General features: G+C 49.8%; 14 protein-coding genes. 8 read left to right on the top strand and 6 right to left on the bottom strand.

All coding sequences use genetic code 11. The features are described 5' to 3' along the window. Positions 1–33 precede the first annotated feature (33 nt). Positions 34–6,498, bottom strand: coding sequence for a hypothetical protein (locus R2083_RS12185; protein ID WP_317538624.1), 6,465 nt, complete (start codon positions 6,496–6,498; stop codon positions 34–36). A gap of 346 nt (positions 6,499–6,844) precedes the next feature. Here R2083_RS12185 and R2083_RS12190 point away from each other — a divergent pair, with 346 nt between their 5' ends. After that, a complete protein-coding gene (locus tag R2083_RS12190; RefSeq protein WP_317538625.1) occupies positions 6,845–7,081 on the top strand; it encodes a hypothetical protein in 237 nt (78 codons plus the stop codon). Positions 7,082–7,153: 72 nt separating this feature from the next. On the opposite strand, the gene R2083_RS12195 is transcribed toward R2083_RS12190, so the two are convergent. Then, entirely contained in the window at positions 7,154–7,729 is a 576-nt protein-coding gene (locus R2083_RS12195; RefSeq protein WP_317531521.1) for a hypothetical protein, read from the bottom strand. 346 nt (positions 7,730–8,075) lie between these two features. Here R2083_RS12195 and R2083_RS12200 point away from each other — a divergent pair, with 346 nt between their 5' ends. The 6 genes from R2083_RS12200 (at position 8,076) to R2083_RS12225 (ending at position 11,696) form a co-directional block, all read left to right on the top strand. Next, a complete protein-coding gene (locus R2083_RS12200; RefSeq protein WP_317531522.1) occupies positions 8,076–8,375 on the top strand; it encodes a putative quinol monooxygenase in 300 nt (99 codons plus the stop codon). 231 nt (positions 8,376–8,606) lie between these two features. Next, positions 8,607–9,212 carry an RNA polymerase sigma factor gene (locus R2083_RS12205; RefSeq protein WP_317538626.1) on the top strand — a complete coding sequence of 202 codons (606 nt, stop codon included), beginning with the start codon at positions 8,607–8,609 and terminating at the stop codon, positions 9,210–9,212. Then, entirely contained in the window at positions 9,212–10,054 is an 843-nt protein-coding gene (locus tag R2083_RS12210; protein ID WP_317538627.1) for a cupin domain-containing protein, read from the top strand. Before R2083_RS12205 ends, R2083_RS12210 begins: the two co-directional genes overlap by 1 nt. 46 nt (positions 10,055–10,100) lie before the next feature. Further along, positions 10,101–10,994 (top strand): ROK family protein, encoded by an 894-nt coding sequence (locus tag R2083_RS12215; RefSeq protein WP_317531525.1) that lies wholly within the window; start codon positions 10,101–10,103, stop codon positions 10,992–10,994. An 80-nt stretch (positions 10,995–11,074) separates the two neighbouring features. Then, positions 11,075–11,305 carry an AbrB/MazE/SpoVT family DNA-binding domain-containing protein gene (locus R2083_RS12220; protein WP_317531526.1) on the top strand — a complete coding sequence of 77 codons (231 nt, stop codon included), beginning with the start codon at positions 11,075–11,077 and terminating at the stop codon, positions 11,303–11,305. Continuing rightward, on the top strand, positions 11,295–11,696 hold the full coding sequence (locus tag R2083_RS12225; RefSeq protein ID WP_317538628.1) for a PIN domain-containing protein: 402 nt from the start codon (positions 11,295–11,297) through the stop codon (positions 11,694–11,696). The genes R2083_RS12220 and R2083_RS12225 overlap by 11 nt, the downstream gene beginning before the upstream one ends. Before the next feature lie 72 nt (positions 11,697–11,768). On the opposite strand, the gene R2083_RS12230 is transcribed toward R2083_RS12225, so the two are convergent. The 3 genes from R2083_RS12230 to R2083_RS12240 all read right to left on the bottom strand — a co-directional run bounded on the left by R2083_RS12230 (position 11,769) and on the right by R2083_RS12240 (position 13,929). Then, entirely contained in the window at positions 11,769–12,452 is a 684-nt protein-coding gene (locus tag R2083_RS12230; RefSeq protein ID WP_317538629.1) for a formylglycine-generating enzyme family protein, read from the bottom strand. A gap of 50 nt (positions 12,453–12,502) precedes the next feature. Further along, positions 12,503–13,156 (bottom strand): IS1595 family transposase, encoded by a 654-nt coding sequence (locus R2083_RS12235; protein ID WP_317537191.1) that lies wholly within the window; start codon positions 13,154–13,156, stop codon positions 12,503–12,505. A gap of 9 nt (positions 13,157–13,165) precedes the next feature. After that, positions 13,166–13,929, bottom strand: a protein-coding gene (locus R2083_RS12240; protein ID WP_317530936.1) for an IS5 family transposase whose coding sequence is annotated in 2 segments (ribosomal slippage) — positions 13,166–13,614 and positions 13,614–13,929 — 765 coding nt in all. Because the reading frame shifts where the segments join, the coding sequence is not laid out codon by codon here. A gap of 89 nt (positions 13,930–14,018) precedes the next feature. Here R2083_RS12240 and R2083_RS12245 point away from each other — a divergent pair. After that, entirely contained in the window at positions 14,019–14,834 is an 816-nt protein-coding gene (locus R2083_RS12245; protein WP_317537428.1) for an integrase core domain-containing protein, read from the top strand. Positions 14,835–14,859: 25 nt separating this feature from the next. On the opposite strand, the gene R2083_RS12250 is transcribed toward R2083_RS12245, so the two are convergent. Next, a complete protein-coding gene (locus tag R2083_RS12250; protein ID WP_317538630.1) occupies positions 14,860–15,258 on the bottom strand; it encodes a toll/interleukin-1 receptor domain-containing protein in 399 nt (132 codons plus the stop codon). Positions 15,259–15,330 lie beyond the last annotated feature (72 nt).

Raw genomic sequence — 15,330 nt, forward strand, 5'->3', positions numbered from 1 at the left:
TTTTTACTATCCATCCGAGAATAATTTTCTGCTTTAAAGCAAAGCGTCTATTGTAGGATTGGAACCCACGATATAATCAAAATTGACCTCCACAAACTTGGTAGGACCGCCCCAAGTAATATTTTGATACGGTTCCGTGGCATCTTTAACGCCATCCTTATCTTGATCCCAGAAAGCTGTGTAACTTGCTGATTTACCAGGAGCACTGACTGTCATGAATTCCCAGCCATCAGCATCGGTAGTTGCCGAACCGACTTTACTGCCTTTACTATCAAGCAGAATTACATTTTGCCCACCGATCGGATTATGATCATCAGCGGTATGGATAAATCCGCCCACACCTTTCAGATTCTTGAAAATATTCTGATTCTGAATCGTATCCTGACCCAGTACGCTATTGATTAAACTTGAAAATCCGTAACTACCAAAATCTTCAATCGTTTGATAAGGATTTCCAGAACCCGGTTTCATATCGTTACCACCGGTACTGTCTACAAACTTAGTCCAAGGACCTGTTTTTTCCAGACCGTAATCCAAATGGATATTCGCGTAAATGAAGCCAGACGCAGGGACAGTCACATCAAGCGAAGCGGTATAAATATCACCGAATCCAATTTTTCCATCGCCATTGGTATCTGTGAAGCTACTAATTGCAATTTGTTCTTTACTAATTGCAATTTCACCGACCGGGTCGAAACTTATCATACCGTTGCTATCGGTATGTATGTCAACACCGCTATAAACATGAATCGGTGTTGCACCTTGAGTCACGAATGGATAGGGAATATTTAATTTGATATGAGCAATATCACCCGCATTTCCCGTGGCAAATGCATTGTAATAGAACTGCCCCGGATTACTATCCGTTACCTTGTATGTACCGCTGCTAATCCAAGGTGTCGGCGTGGCTATCAAGTTAAACTGCTGTCCCGCTACCGCAGAATTGGTATCAAATTCACTTAAAGCAGAGTTCGTAACATAACCCGATTTAATAACGGTGGCAGTATCAGTGTCTGAAACTGCTGTATTTTCATCATCATGCCCATTTACCGTCACTTTATTCACTAAAGTACCAACATTACTTAAATCTACGCCAGTCTTGGTATAAGTGAATGTAAACGATTCATCCGGATTCAATACAATCGGATTACCACCATTTGCTACCAAAGCGGCCGAAGTCAGATCTCCCAGTTTGTCATCAATCACCGAGGAAACTGTGATGGGATCGGTAGAAACATTGGTTGATGGAGCCGTGATCGTATATTGATACGTCAATGTGATATTAGTATTTCCATTCGCTGCTTCCATATCATGGAATATATTATCCCCATTGGCATCTACCAGTTTATCCACCGTGATTGTCGGTGTGGCGTTAGTAAATGTGACCTTTGCAGTATCAGTTTCAGTATCAGAGTTATCATCATCATCACTGGCCTCCGCTGTTACCTCGTTAATAAGAGGCGAATCAACGTTCCCCGCTGCAATCGTAGTAGCTAACGTGTAGACCCAGGTTTCATCCTGATCGAGCATACCATTACTATTTGTATCACTTCCAACTAGTAGAGTACCCAGATCAAGAATGTCACCGAGCTTGTCATCACTCAACGAATCCAAACTCAATGCTTCCGCATTATGACTGGTTATGGCGTAGCGATAGGTCACTGCCTTATTATCAATACCCTCTGAGACTGACTCACTATCATTGAAGCCAGTGCCGGTTGACGCATTACCGTCACCGTTGACATCAACGGTTTTGATTACGCTGATTTCAGGCAGAATATCCAGCGCCGTCACCGTGTGATCATCGGTATCACTGATCGTCGGTGTGCCTTCATCGTCGTCTTTGCCTTCTACCGTCACCGTGTTGGTGTGCTTCTCACCGGCATTCAGCTCCAGATCGCCCGTCGGGTCAAAGCTGAAACTGAGCGATTCGCCCGGATTCAGTACGATGGCCGTTGCACTTGGATTCGCTACTTTGTAGGCTTCCAGCGCCGCAGCAAACAACGCGGTGTTATCCGCCGCACTGAAGGTGTTGTCGCTCAGTGAGGTGACCGTCACAGGGTCGGTCGATGCATTCGTGGCATCCGCCGTGATGGTGAAGTTGTAAATTACGTTTGCTTCGCCTTCGCTGATCGTCGCAGGGCCGCTCTTGTCTATCGTGATCTTCGCAGCCACGTCCTCACCGGTTACGGTGTGATCATCGGTATCACTGATCGTCGGTGTGCCTTCATCGTCGTCTTTGCCTTCTACCGTCACCGTGTTGGTGTGCTTCTCACCGGCATTCAACTTCAGATCGCCCGTCGGGTCAAAGCTGAAACTGAGCGATTCGCCCGGATTCAGTACGATGGCCGTTGCACTTGGATTCGCTACTTTGTAGGCTTCCAGCGCCGCAGCAAACAACGCGGTGTTATCCGCCGCACTGAAGGTGTTGTCGCTCAGTGAGGTGACCGTCACAGGGTCGGTCGATGCATTCGTGGCATCCGCCGTGATGGTGAAGTTGTAAATTACGTTTGCTTCGCCTTCGCTGATCGTCGCAGGGCCGCTCTTGTCTATCGTGATCTTCGCAGCCACGTCCTCACCGGTTACGGTGTGATCATCGGTATCACTGATCGTCGGTGTGCCTTCATCGTCGTCTTTGCCTTCTACCGTCACCGTGTTGGTGTGCTTCTCACCGGCATTCAACTTCAGATCGCCCGTCGGGTCAAAGCTGAAACTGAGCGATTCGCCCGGATTCAGTACGATGGCCGTTGCACTTGGATTCGCTACTTTGTAGGCTTCCAGCGCCGCAGCAAACAACGCGGTGTTATCCGCCGCACTGAAGGTGTTGTCGCTCAGTGAGGTGACCGTCACAGGGTCGGTCGATGCATTCGTGGCATCCGCCGTGATGGTGAAGTTGTAAATTACGTTTGCTTCGCCTTCGCTGATCGTCGCAGGGCCGCTCTTGTCTATCGTGATCTTCGCAGCCACGTCCTCACCGGTTACGGTGTGATCATCGGTATCACTGATCGTCGGTGTGCCTTCATCGTCGTCTTTGCCTTCTACCGTCACCGTGTTGGTGTGCTTCTCACCGGCATTCAACTTCAGATCGCCCGTCGGGTCAAAGCTGAAACTGAGCGATTCGCCCGGATTCAGTACGATGGCCGTTGCACTTGGATTCGCTACTTTGTAGGCTTCCAGCGCCGCAGCAAACAACGCGGTGTTATCCGCCGCACTGAAGGTGTTGTCGCTCAGTGAGGTGACCGTCACAGGGTCGGTCGATGCATTCGTGGCATCCGCCGTGATGGTGAAGTTGTAAATTACGTTTGCTTCGCCTTCGCTGATCGTCGCAGGGCCGCTCTTGTCTATCGTGATCTTCGCAGCCACGTCCTCACCGGTTACGGTGTGATCATCGGTATCACTGATCGTCGGTGTGCCTTCATCGTCGTCTTTGCCTTCTACCGTCACCGTGTTGGTGTGCTTCTCACCGGCATTCAACTTCAGATCGCCCGTCGGGTCAAAGCTGAAACTGAGCGATTCGCCCGGATTCAGTACGATGGCCGTTGCACTTGGATTCGCTACTTTGTAGGCTTCCAGCGCCGCAGCAAACAACGCGGTGTTATCCGCCGCACTGAAGGTGTTGTCGCTCAGTGAGGTGACCGTCACAGGGTCGGTCGATGCATTCGTGGCATCCGCCGTGATGGTGAAGTTGTAAATTACGTTTGCTTCGCCTTCGCTGATCGTCGCAGGGCCGCTCTTGTCTATCGTGATCTTCGCAGCCACGTCCTCACCGGTTACGGTGTGATCATCGGTATCACTGATCGTCGGTGTGCCTTCATCGTCGTCTTTGCCTTCTACCGTCACCGTGTTGGTGTGCTTCTCACCGGCATTCAACTTCAGATCGCCCGTCGGGTCAAAGCTGAAACTGAGCGATTCGCCCGGATTCAGTACGATGGCCGTTGCACTTGGATTCGCTACTTTGTAGGCTTCCAGCGCCGCAGCAAACAACGCGGTGTTATCCGCCGCACTGAAGGTGTTGTCGCTCAGTGAGGTGACCGTCACAGGGTCGGTCGATGCATTCGTGGCATCCGCCGTGATGGTGAAGTTGTAAATTACGTTTGCTTCGCCTTCGCTGATCGTCGCAGGGCCGCTCTTGTCTATCGTGATCTTCGCAGCCACGTCCTCACCGGTTACGGTGTGATCATCGGTATCACTGATCGTCGGTGTGCCTTCATCGTCGTCTTTGCCTTCTACCGTCACCGTGTTGGTGTGCTTCTCACCGGCATTCAGCTCCAGATTGCCCGTCGGGTCAAAGCTGAAACTGAGCGATTCGCCCGGATTCAGTACGATGGCCGTTGCACTTGGATTCGCTACTTTGTAGGCTTCCAGCGCCGCAGCAAACAACGCGGTGTTATCCGCCGCACTGAAGGTGTTGTCGCTCAGTGAGGTGACCGTCACAGGGTCGGTCGATGCATTCGTGGCATCCGCTGTGATGGTGAAGTTGTAAATTACGTTTGCTCCACCTTCGCTGATCGTCGCAGGGCCGCTCTTGTCTATCGTGATCTTCGCAGCCACGTTTTCACCAACATACGAGCTTGGATCAGAGCTATCTACGGTTTTAAGCAGATTAGCACTATCAAGATACTCACCGGATGCTGTACCTATATTTGAGTAATTAACAGGGTACGCGACACCGGTCGCTTGGAAAGTCCATACCTCATTTAATCCAAGAATACGGTCATCACCATCATCACCAGAAATTAATGTTGGTTTAAAATCATCGCTGTTGCTCGCGGTACCATTGTCATCCACAACTTGAATATTGGATAAATCCACATTACCTGTATTTGATACCGTATAAGTCCATGTAACGGTTTCACCTTCAGAAATAGTCGGACCATCAGTTCCATTGGTGGTCTTGATAATGGCGATACTTCCGTTCGGAACAAACCCCACTTCAAGATTGGTCGGTTCGGTATTGGTATTGTTGCCAGGAGTCGGATCTTGGGTGATCGCAGTGATACTGACACTATTCAGTAAGTCTTGCGTGAGATTGCCGGTTGGCGCGTTGTCGTTTACTCTGACGGTAACGGTAAGCACCTGAGTTTCACCAGGATTAAGGGAACCGACATTCCAGGTTACGGTATCCGCCGCAGATCCATTATCTGCAAAAACTCCACCACCTGTTACTGATACAAATGTCACATTGGCATCAAGCGTATCGGTAACCACAACGCCATTGGCAACCGTATCGGTTGAGTTATTCTTGGCGAGTATCGTATAAGTAAACGTGTCGCCCGGATTCAGATCGGTTGGATCAAGATCGGAGCCCGATGTCAAATTCGCGGAATTAGTGGAAGCATCGGTGCTATCGCTTTTAACGACTGATAAATCAGCCTTCGCTGTAAAGAATTCCCCAACCTTATTTAACGGAACTATTTGACTTCCTCCGCCGATTTCGTCTTTTTTGTCAACTGTGCCTCTTATAGGTCCTGTGTAAGCGCTAACCAGACTTGTTTGCACATTGCCCGTTACACCTGAAGTAATCGTATCTTTAAGCACGGCCCAAAGCTCGACGACGACATTGTCACCATTATTCAGACCCGAAACTTGAACGGTGCTTTGTATACGCTCATTGTTAGTGCCTGTTCCAAAAATCGCCGAGCTAAAAGAATCCACTTTAGCATCTGATCCCGGATCGACTGTAGCGGCATCTCCAGTGTCGACAAAAGCTGCAATAATTTTATAGTTGGTATCAAACCCAAAGTTATTGTTACTGGCACTGGTCGTTTTGGCTAAAAAATCGGTAGTAAAAGTAATCACTCCATTCTCAGGCGCTGTATCGCCATTCACACTGATGATCATTTCAAATGGCACAATTTGACCGAGCGCCATATCCTTCGGAGTTAAAGAGGTCACGGCATCAAGATCGCTTGATGTGAACGTTGGGCCATAAGCAACAGCGTTATCAATCGGATTTGAAGATGGCAAATCCGCACGCCCGCTCGGATAAGTAAATCCCGCCGCCAAATATTCCGCTGGTGAAATTTTAGTATAGGTGGGCAGGTAAGGAGCTTTGTTCACCGCTGGATCGGCTGCTGTCCACTTTAAAGTATAAGTGCCCGCTGAATCGGTAAAGATGGATGTGGCCACTTCATCATCCGACGTACCAAACTCACCGTCGGCACCTGCGCCGGTTGCCGTTAACAGAAAAGTTTCATTCAAGGAGTCATCGGGATTGACATACCATAGTGTTTGGATGCTGCCGTTGATGCTCTTATCCAAATCATTAGCTTCGTCACCATCAGTGACAATCCACGGCAGGTGCCCCGAGCCGTTATTATTACCTAACAGATCATCGTCGATGCCAGTTAAGGGGTTTACACCGAATACACCATCAAGACCCGCAAGGATATGCTGAACCTGGAACTTGATGTTGGAACCTAGGAGAAATCCATCGGTTGTAATCAACGCTGTTTGCCCAGGGTTATAATCCGGTTTATCTGTAAAAACGGTTGCCATTGTGCCCACTCCTTTTTTAAATAATTAGAGAATCCAATCCAAGAAATTAAATTTCTCTAATTAATGTTATTGTTATAGCCTTTACTTACTTTAACTTATTACTTTTCTTACGATTATTGTTCATTCTTTTACACCGCTCTTATATGCTATCTTACAAATCAAGTAAAAAATTAACTAAAACATCACAAAAAATTAACTAATTTGCCCTGAAGATTTCTTTTTTCCGGCAGACAAATATCCCGATTTTTCCTTGTGGATTTCCTTCAATCGTATGCCGAATTTGAATTTATTCATGAATCTGAAGAAACCTTGATCAATCGCCAATCTGTCAAAGCGGAGTTTTCCCATGCTGAAAGGTCAAATGGGCGCATCCGGCGCGCTGGTCAAAATGGCAGACGGGCCATTCGGCGGAAATGCTGTGCTGGTCTATTTTTCCTGTGCGGATTGTGCTGTTGAGGCTGCTCGTGCAGCCTCTGCGGGAGGGCATTTGATCCGTGAAAAAATGTCCATCGGTCCCTATGGCTTTATCGCTTTGATCCGGGACACCGAAGGCAACATGATCGGCTTGCATTCAATGCAATAACTCCCGTTTCTCTCAACCGCAATAAAAAAACCCCGCCACACGCAGCGGGGCATAAAACCGGAAGGAATTGAATTATTTGTTACGTACCCCAGCACGCTTTTGCTCAAGCACCTTGGCAACGGCTTTGATATCGGCTTCGCTTATACCGGCCAACTCAGCTTGTTGACCGATGATCTGAATGAATTTTGTAATGGTTCTATCCGGAATATTGCGCCCCTTGTGAATTTTAGGCATCGAACCCCGGCATTTATGACCGGTATCGAGCACGGTGCCATCATGCCGTGAGGAACCGCCCAAGTCATGATCCAGCATCATGGCCAAGCACTGCGAGATATCCACGGGGGTTTCCGTCAAATTGCCAAAGAACGATGCGATTTCACGATCGGACAATAAAGCAGGCAATGCATAGTTATCCAAAAACGCCAAAATGCCATAATACCCGCCCAATCGAGACGCAACAGAGTCACTATGTATCACCAGACGCGGTTCGTCCGAGCTATCGCTGGTGTTTGTTTGCTGTGTACTGGTCTTGACTTGATCCGCCATGACCGAACCGATGCCATCGACGGCAACCAGTGCGCAGATTAACGCCATCGCGAGATATTTAAGCCATTCCGGTGAAACTTGTCTTGATTGTGCAAACATCATGATTTCCTCTCCTGTTCATTCATTTCAGATTATTGTTTCCAGTACGCGTTTCCGCTCTCACTGGCAGTTCGTGGAATCTCTCAAAAATATTTTTGAAGTCCTTCCATTGCACAATACGCAGCCACTTGAGATTTGGATGCAAGCCATCATAAGATTTTTAATCTTTCTGCATATTCAATTTATATACAGACAGTTAAATAGCACTCACAAGAAAAAAAACCGGCTCACTCAATCATGCAGTCATAGTCCGTTGCATCCAAACAGCAGATTCCTTCGTATAGATTTATAGAAGCGATCGCTTTCATATCGCTTGAGATGGCTCATCAACCGAAGGAAGGAAAATTTCATGTCGAAGCAAACTATCAAAGTCGTTGCGCACCTCATCGCACGCGCAGACAAAATTCCACAAGTGCAAGCGATTCTGCAAGGAATCGTCGCACCAACGCGCCAGGAAGCTGGATGCTTGAGCTACCAGTTATTCAGCAATGACGGTAATCCGGTTGAATTTTTGTTTATCGAAGAATGGACAGACGAAAATGCCATCGTCGCACACTTCGGCACGCCGCATATCCAGAATGCACTGGCAGAAGTAACGCCCCTGCTGGCCCAAGCACCGGACATCCAGAAATACACCTTACTGGCCTGACAAATCCATTCAGCCCGATAACACTGAGGAGAAACCGGCAATGGCTGCAACCGGAAGATGTGCGCATTCCCCGCAAACTCGCGCGCAGCCGGTTTATCACGCCTTACTATCAGTAGTTTTTAGTGTGATGATTTTTTACCGCCGGCGACAGGAACCGTGTGCCTGAACGCATCTGATGATATATTTCAGCACAGAAAAAAGACCAACGTAATGCGAAGGATTTGACCGGGAGTGACGACGAGCAGCACACACAATCGTGACAGCAGCGCTGCGGATGCGCACATGCGGGCTTTAGTCACTGCGATTGCGGCGCATGACGAGCAGGCGCTGGCCGATCTGTACGAGGCCACGCTGAACCGGGTTTATGGCGTAGCGCTACGCATCACGCGCAATGCGCAAGCGGCTGAGGAAGTGAGCGAGGACGTGTATTGGCAAGTGTGGCGCGAAGCGCCGCGCTTCGATGCGCAACGCGGCAACGTCATCGCCTGGCTGCTGACGATCGCGCGCAGCCGCGCGCTGGATTACTTGCGCAAGGAAGATCATGCTGAACTTTGCGAGGAGCCGGAGCTTCTATTAGCCCTTGAACCTTCGCACGACGGCGATCCGCAAGATCTGCTGGCCGCTACGCAGCATAATCTGAAATTGAATCAGGCGTTGCAGCAACTCGAACCGGTCCAGCGGCAATTGGTCGCGATGGCTTTCTTCCGCGGTTTGACGCACGAAGAGATCACTGCTTCCACGGGCCTGGCGCTGGGTACGGTAAAGTCGCATATCCGCCGCGCCCTGAAACAGCTGCACGAGGTGCTGGAAGACGATTTAATCAAAGGCTTTGAATGATGAAAAAACGCTATTCATTAGACCCGGACAATCCGCAACACGCAGAAAAAGTCGAATCGGCTTTGCTGGAAGGAATGGCGTCATTGCAGCCGAGCGCGCAACAACGCGCAAAAATCCGCGCGCAGCTTTTTCAGCGCATTCATGCCAGCGCGGCTGCGGAATCGGCGCGCATCACCGTGCGCAGCGATCAAGGCCAGTGGCGCAAGATCCGCCCCGGCGTGCGCGCCAAAACGCTGGATAAAAACAGCCGTGCCTTCTTGCTCGATCTCCAACCCGGCGCCAGCCTGCCGATGCACCGCCACCATGAAGACGAAGAATGCGTGGTATTGCGCGGATCGGCCAGTCTCGGAAACCTCAGGGTGAGTACCGGAGATTATCACATGGCGCGCGCGGGCAGCCGGCATGGCAAAATCTCGTCGGAAAGTGGCGCGCTGCTGTATTTGCGCGGCATACCGGTAGGCCACAGCGCGGAAGTCGCGCGCGACTTGCTCACCGCGTTCCTGCTCGGCGAAGGCCGCGAATTAATCACCATCCGCGCCAACGAAGGCGAATGGTCGGATGTGGCGCCCGGCGTCTCCAGCAAACCGCTATACGACGATGGCCATAGCCGGTCGGCACTGATCCGCATCGCCGCCGATGCGTGCTGGACCACACCGCAACCGTTGCTCGCGCACGACGAAGAGTGTCTGTTGCTCGAAGGTGACGCATTCTTCGGCGACACGTTGCTGCGCAGCGGCGACTGGCAACTCGCACCGGCGGGCTCGGAATCCCGTCCGATCTCGACCGGCAAAGGCGCATTGGTATTCATGCGCGGCGCGCTGGACAACCGGCAATCGATCTAAAAACCCTGGCACTATCCATTGAGCAAAACATTATTGAGATTCACACATGCGTATCGGTATTGATCTGGGTGGTACAAAAATAGAAGGCGTAGTGCTCGACCACAGTGGCAACGAGCTGCTGAGAAAGCGCGTGGATACACGGCAGGCGGAAGGTTATTCCGCCATTCTGCAAATCCTGCGGCAACTCGTCCGCGATCTGGAAGCGGAAGCCGGCACACGCTGCCCGGTTGGCATCGGCACGCCCGGCGCCATTTCGGCGGTAACCGGCAAAATGAAAAATTCCAATACCGTTTGCCTGAACGATCAACCGCTGCTGGAGGATTTGCAAAACATACTGCAACGCCCGCTGCGCATCGCCAACGACGCCAATTGCTTCGCCCTGAGCGAAGCGCTGGATGGTGCGGGAAAAGGTTACGGCATGGTGTTCGGCGTGATCATGGGCACCGGCGTGGGCGGCGGCATCGTGTTCAACGGGCAATTGCACCCAGGCCGCCAGCACATCGGCGGCGAGTGGGGACACAATATCCTCGAATGGAATGGGCCGGATTGCTACTGCGGCCAGAAAGGCTGCGTCGAAACCCTGATCTCCGGCCCCGGCCTGGCCGCCGATTATCACCGCCACGGCGGCAATCAAACATTCACGGCCAACGACATCGTGGCGCTGGCAGCGCAAGGCGACGCCTTGGCGGAAGCAACGATGCAACGCTTCTTCGACCGCTTCGGCCGCGCCTTGGCGATGGTCATCAACATCCTCGACCCCGATGCCATCGTCCTTGGCGGCGGGCTTTCCAACATCGACCGGCTCTACAGCGAAGGCCGCAACCGCGTCGCGCATTACGTGTTCAACGATCAGCTCATCACCCCGATTCTGAAAAACATCCACGGCGACAGCTCCGGCGTGCGCGGCGCAGCGCAGTTGTGGCGAACCGATGAAATCTAATGTTTAAACACCAAAAACCATGAATACCGAATTCAAGATATACTATAAATCTATGTATATCATTACTTAAGGATTAACTAATGCAAGTTGCCAAATGGGGTAATAGCTTAGCGGTAAGATTACCCGCCGCCGTGGTTGAAGTATTGGATCTCAAGGAAGGTGACAATATTGAAATTCATGTCACGGGATCGCGCGACCTGGAAATCAGCAAAACACCCGAAGTGCGCGAGATTCTTGCCCGCTTAAGAAAATACCGCGGAAAATTACCAGCGGATTTTAAATTCGACCGTATCGAAGCCCATGACCGATAAGGCATTTCTGGATACCAATATTCTTCTGTACTTATTGTCCGCAGATCCCATAAAAGCCGGAAAAGCGGAAGATATCATCGCTAGCGGGAGCACCATCAGCGTTCAAGTTCTCAACGAATTTGCCAGCGTAGCATCGAGGAAGCTGCAAATGCCGTTTGAGGAAATTCAGGAAATCCTTACGCAAATACGAACGATTTGCGCCGTGGAGCCAATAACGATTGACACTCACGACCGTGGAATTCAACTCTCCATGCAATACCGTCTTTCAATATACGACGCCATGATCGTCGCAGCAGCCTTGCTCGCAGGTTGCACTACTTTGTATTCCGAGGACATGCACGACGGACAAGTCATCGATCAGCAGCTCACCATAAAAAACCCTTTTGTGTAGCCTATTCGCCAAGAAATCCGCAGGGGCTGCGCCCCTGCACTTCGCAAAGAGCAAAAGCGCAAAGATCAAAGGTCAAAAAACCCTGGCGATGCGAAAACCCAAGCTGATGTTCGTCCTGCCTGCGAGGACCCAGTTACGTTTAGCCGACCGCAAGAGTTGTGGTTTGTTGAGCCACGAACCACCTCGAACCACCCGAAGCCTGCAATCGCCACCATTCTCATCCTGCCAAGCCGAACCGTCATCCGGCGCATGGTCGTAATGGCCATGCCAGCAATCCTGCGTCCATTCCCAAATGTTGCCGTGCATATCATACAATCCCAACGAATTTGGCGGAAAAGAACCCACCGGCAGTGTTTGGCCATGGTTCCCAGCAAAATTTGCTTGATCGGAATTAATCGTTTTCCCGGTATAAAACGGTGTTTGGGTTCCGGCGCGGCAAGCATATTCCCATTCGGCTTCACTCGGCAAACGATAGTATTGCTTTGTTAGTTTGCTTAGCCACTTGCAATATGCTTGTGCGTCATGCCAGGTAACGTTGATGACCGGGCGATCCCCTCGCCCCCAATCTTTGTCATCTGGCTTTTCCCGTTGAGTATTTTTGCAAAACTGGTCGTATTCATCGAAAGTCACCGAGTAAACACCCAGAGCAAATAGATTCTCGATGCGGATTACATGTTGCGATCCTTCGTTATCGTGCCTTCCTAGCTCATCATCCGGCGAACCCATCAAAAAACGCCCAGTAGGAATAACCATCATTAGTGGCCCTTCACCGCCAAATTTAAATTTAGGGGCTGTAGTAGATCAGGTTAAATATGAGTCCAAGATTTCAAAATTTTTAACTGTTGTTTAGGAGTTCCATAATTGAATCTGAATTCACATTCCTTGAGAAACAATGGAAATGATCCTTTAGGAATACCATTGTATTTTCTTAAGACGCGTTTGGCCTGATTCCAAAAGTTTTCAATGCCGTTGATGTGATTCTTACCTTGTGCAAATAGTGTGGAATGGTTGATACGCTTATGGTAAAAATGATTCACGTCGAGCGCATTATAACTACGATAGCAGTCTGTATAAACTATGCTGTCAGGCGCTATCTTTCTAGTAATTAGCGGCATCAACGTTTCTGTCTTAGTATCTCCAACAACCCTCGTATAAACCTTGCCACCGCGCTTCAATATGCCAAAAACAGCAACCTTACCCGCAGCGCCGCGACCACGCTTGCCCTTACGAATACCACCAAAGTAGCTTTCATCTAATTCCACTACACCATGAAAAATTTCGTGAGATTCTTGCTCTAGATGATAAACAATCACTTCCCGTATTTTGCGATAAAACAGTGCTGCACTATTAGGTTGAATTCCCAATATATCGGCTGCTGATCGCGCTGTAACTTCCAACACAAAATATTCCAACAACCTTGATTGCGTTTTCTTTAATAATCTACAATGACTTATCTTCATTAGGGTCTGTTAACACAATCTGATTGCTTCGACGATGAGAGCGAAGTGGATAAAGGAGATGAAGACGACATCGAGCTTATCGAACCTGGAGAAGATGCGGCGAAATCCCTTGAGCCTTCTGAACAATCGTTCGATCTCGTTGCGTTTTTTGTACATGGCACGGTTGTATTCCCAGGGTGACAAGCGATTTGCTTTGGGCGGAACAACCGGGATGTAACCCAAATCTAGTGCCAGTTGCCGGGTTTGGTCGCCCTCATAAGCACGATCCATCAGCAGGTAGGTGGGCGTATTGACGGGACCGAGGGAAAGCAAAAGCTGCCTGCCCTCTGGCGCATCGTGGGCGTGACCGGGCGAGAGGGCAAAGCTTATGGTTGTTCTGGAATCTGCGGCAACCAGATGAATTTTGGTGGTCCATCCACCTCGAGATTTTCCGATGGATTGGGGGCCGTTTTTTTTAACGCACCCGTACCGTCGGGATGGACTTTGATGCTGGTGCTGTCCAGCGAAACAGTTTCAATACGGATACGGATGATTTGCTGATGCTGAAGTTGCCCAAATACATGGCTCAGTACACCACTCTTTGCCCAGCGATTCATGCGGGTATAGATGGTATGCCAGTTGCCGAATCGCTTGGGCAGTCCTCGCCACTTGCAGCCATGCTCGGCAACGTAAAGAATGGCATTGAGAACTTGCAGATTGGAATGGCTGACGTTGCCACGCTGACGCGGCAGGCAGTGCTCGATCTGTTGATATTGAGTTTCGGTGATTTCCATCACCAAATTATATCAAATAGCGTTAACAGGCCCTAAATTAGCTGTAAGAATTACTAGCGTTGTTTACAGTATTTGGGAGAATACTGTAGATGAACATACACAAACGCACCCGATTAACTTTATTAGATCGTCAGGAAATCTGGCGGCTTTATCAAACCCGGCTGTGGAAGGTGGCGCATTTGGCGGAACGCTTTCATGTCAGCCGGCCAACGATTTATGATGTACTGAAACGCGCGAGACTGCAGGAATTTACGCCGCGTGACAGCACCAATCAGCGGTTCAAGACGTTGCAATACGGTCTTAAGCGCCTGGCTAAGGTCGAACAAGCCATCCAGGAACGGCTCAAGCGTGAAGCCAAACGCTATAACAAGTCTTACCCAGGTGAGCTTGTTCACTTTGATACCAAGCGGCTTTCCTTGTTGAAAGGGCAATCCGCCAATGAACCTCGCGAGTACCTGTTTGTGGCCATCGATGATTTTTCCAGGGAGCTGTATGCCGATATTTTTCCCGATAAAACTCAACACAGCGCAGCTCGCTTTCTCATAGACACTGTCATTGCCCAATGTCCGTATCAGATCGACTGCGCTTATTCCGATAACGGCAAGGAATTTAAAGGAACTGACGGCCATGCTTTCGGCAAAGCTTGCACACAACACGGTATCGGACAGAAGTTTACCCGCATCAATCGTCCGCAAACCAATGGCAAAGCCGAACGAGTCATCCGCACCCTGATGGATATGTGGCACAGCCAGATTTCCTTTAAAGACTGCGCCGATCGGCGCATTCTGCTTTCCCGTTTCATTAACTTCTACAATACCGTCAAACCTCATAAGAGTTTGAATAATGCTACCCCTTATGAAATACTTCACGCTTATTTCAATCAACCTCTCTGTAAACAACCCTGAGATTTCTTACAAATTAGCTTATCAGTTAAGCTAATCTACTACAGCCCCTAAATTTATCGCGAAAGGTGTCACCGAGTGTGAATATGGTTTGAGCAGTAGGAGCCGACTTTGCTGGCTCAGCGATTATTGGCGATCCAGTAGTGGAACCATTCAAATGTACCCGCAACGATTCCAACAATTGAGCCAATCCGGCATGTTCCGTCCGATGATCCCAACCAATCAAATCCGCAGTTTGAATACGACCAAATCCATACGGACATTCCACGCGCTCGATGAACGCCGGAAAGAGAATGTCTTTGCGTTTACCGTATTCCGCCTCTTCCAGTACAAAATCGCTATCGCGCGACGTGGCCGACCACAGCACCACTACCGCTTTTGCTGCATGCAATTCGCGTTCGATTTCCTTATGCCAACGCCGCCCCACATGGGTTTGCTATCGATAAAAACTTCCCAGCCTTCCTGGCGAAAATGTTGCACCAAACGCTCCGCAATTGCA

This window comes from Nitrosomonas sp. Is35 (assembly GCF_033063295.1).
Classification (GTDB): domain Bacteria; phylum Pseudomonadota; class Gammaproteobacteria; order Burkholderiales; family Nitrosomonadaceae; genus Nitrosomonas.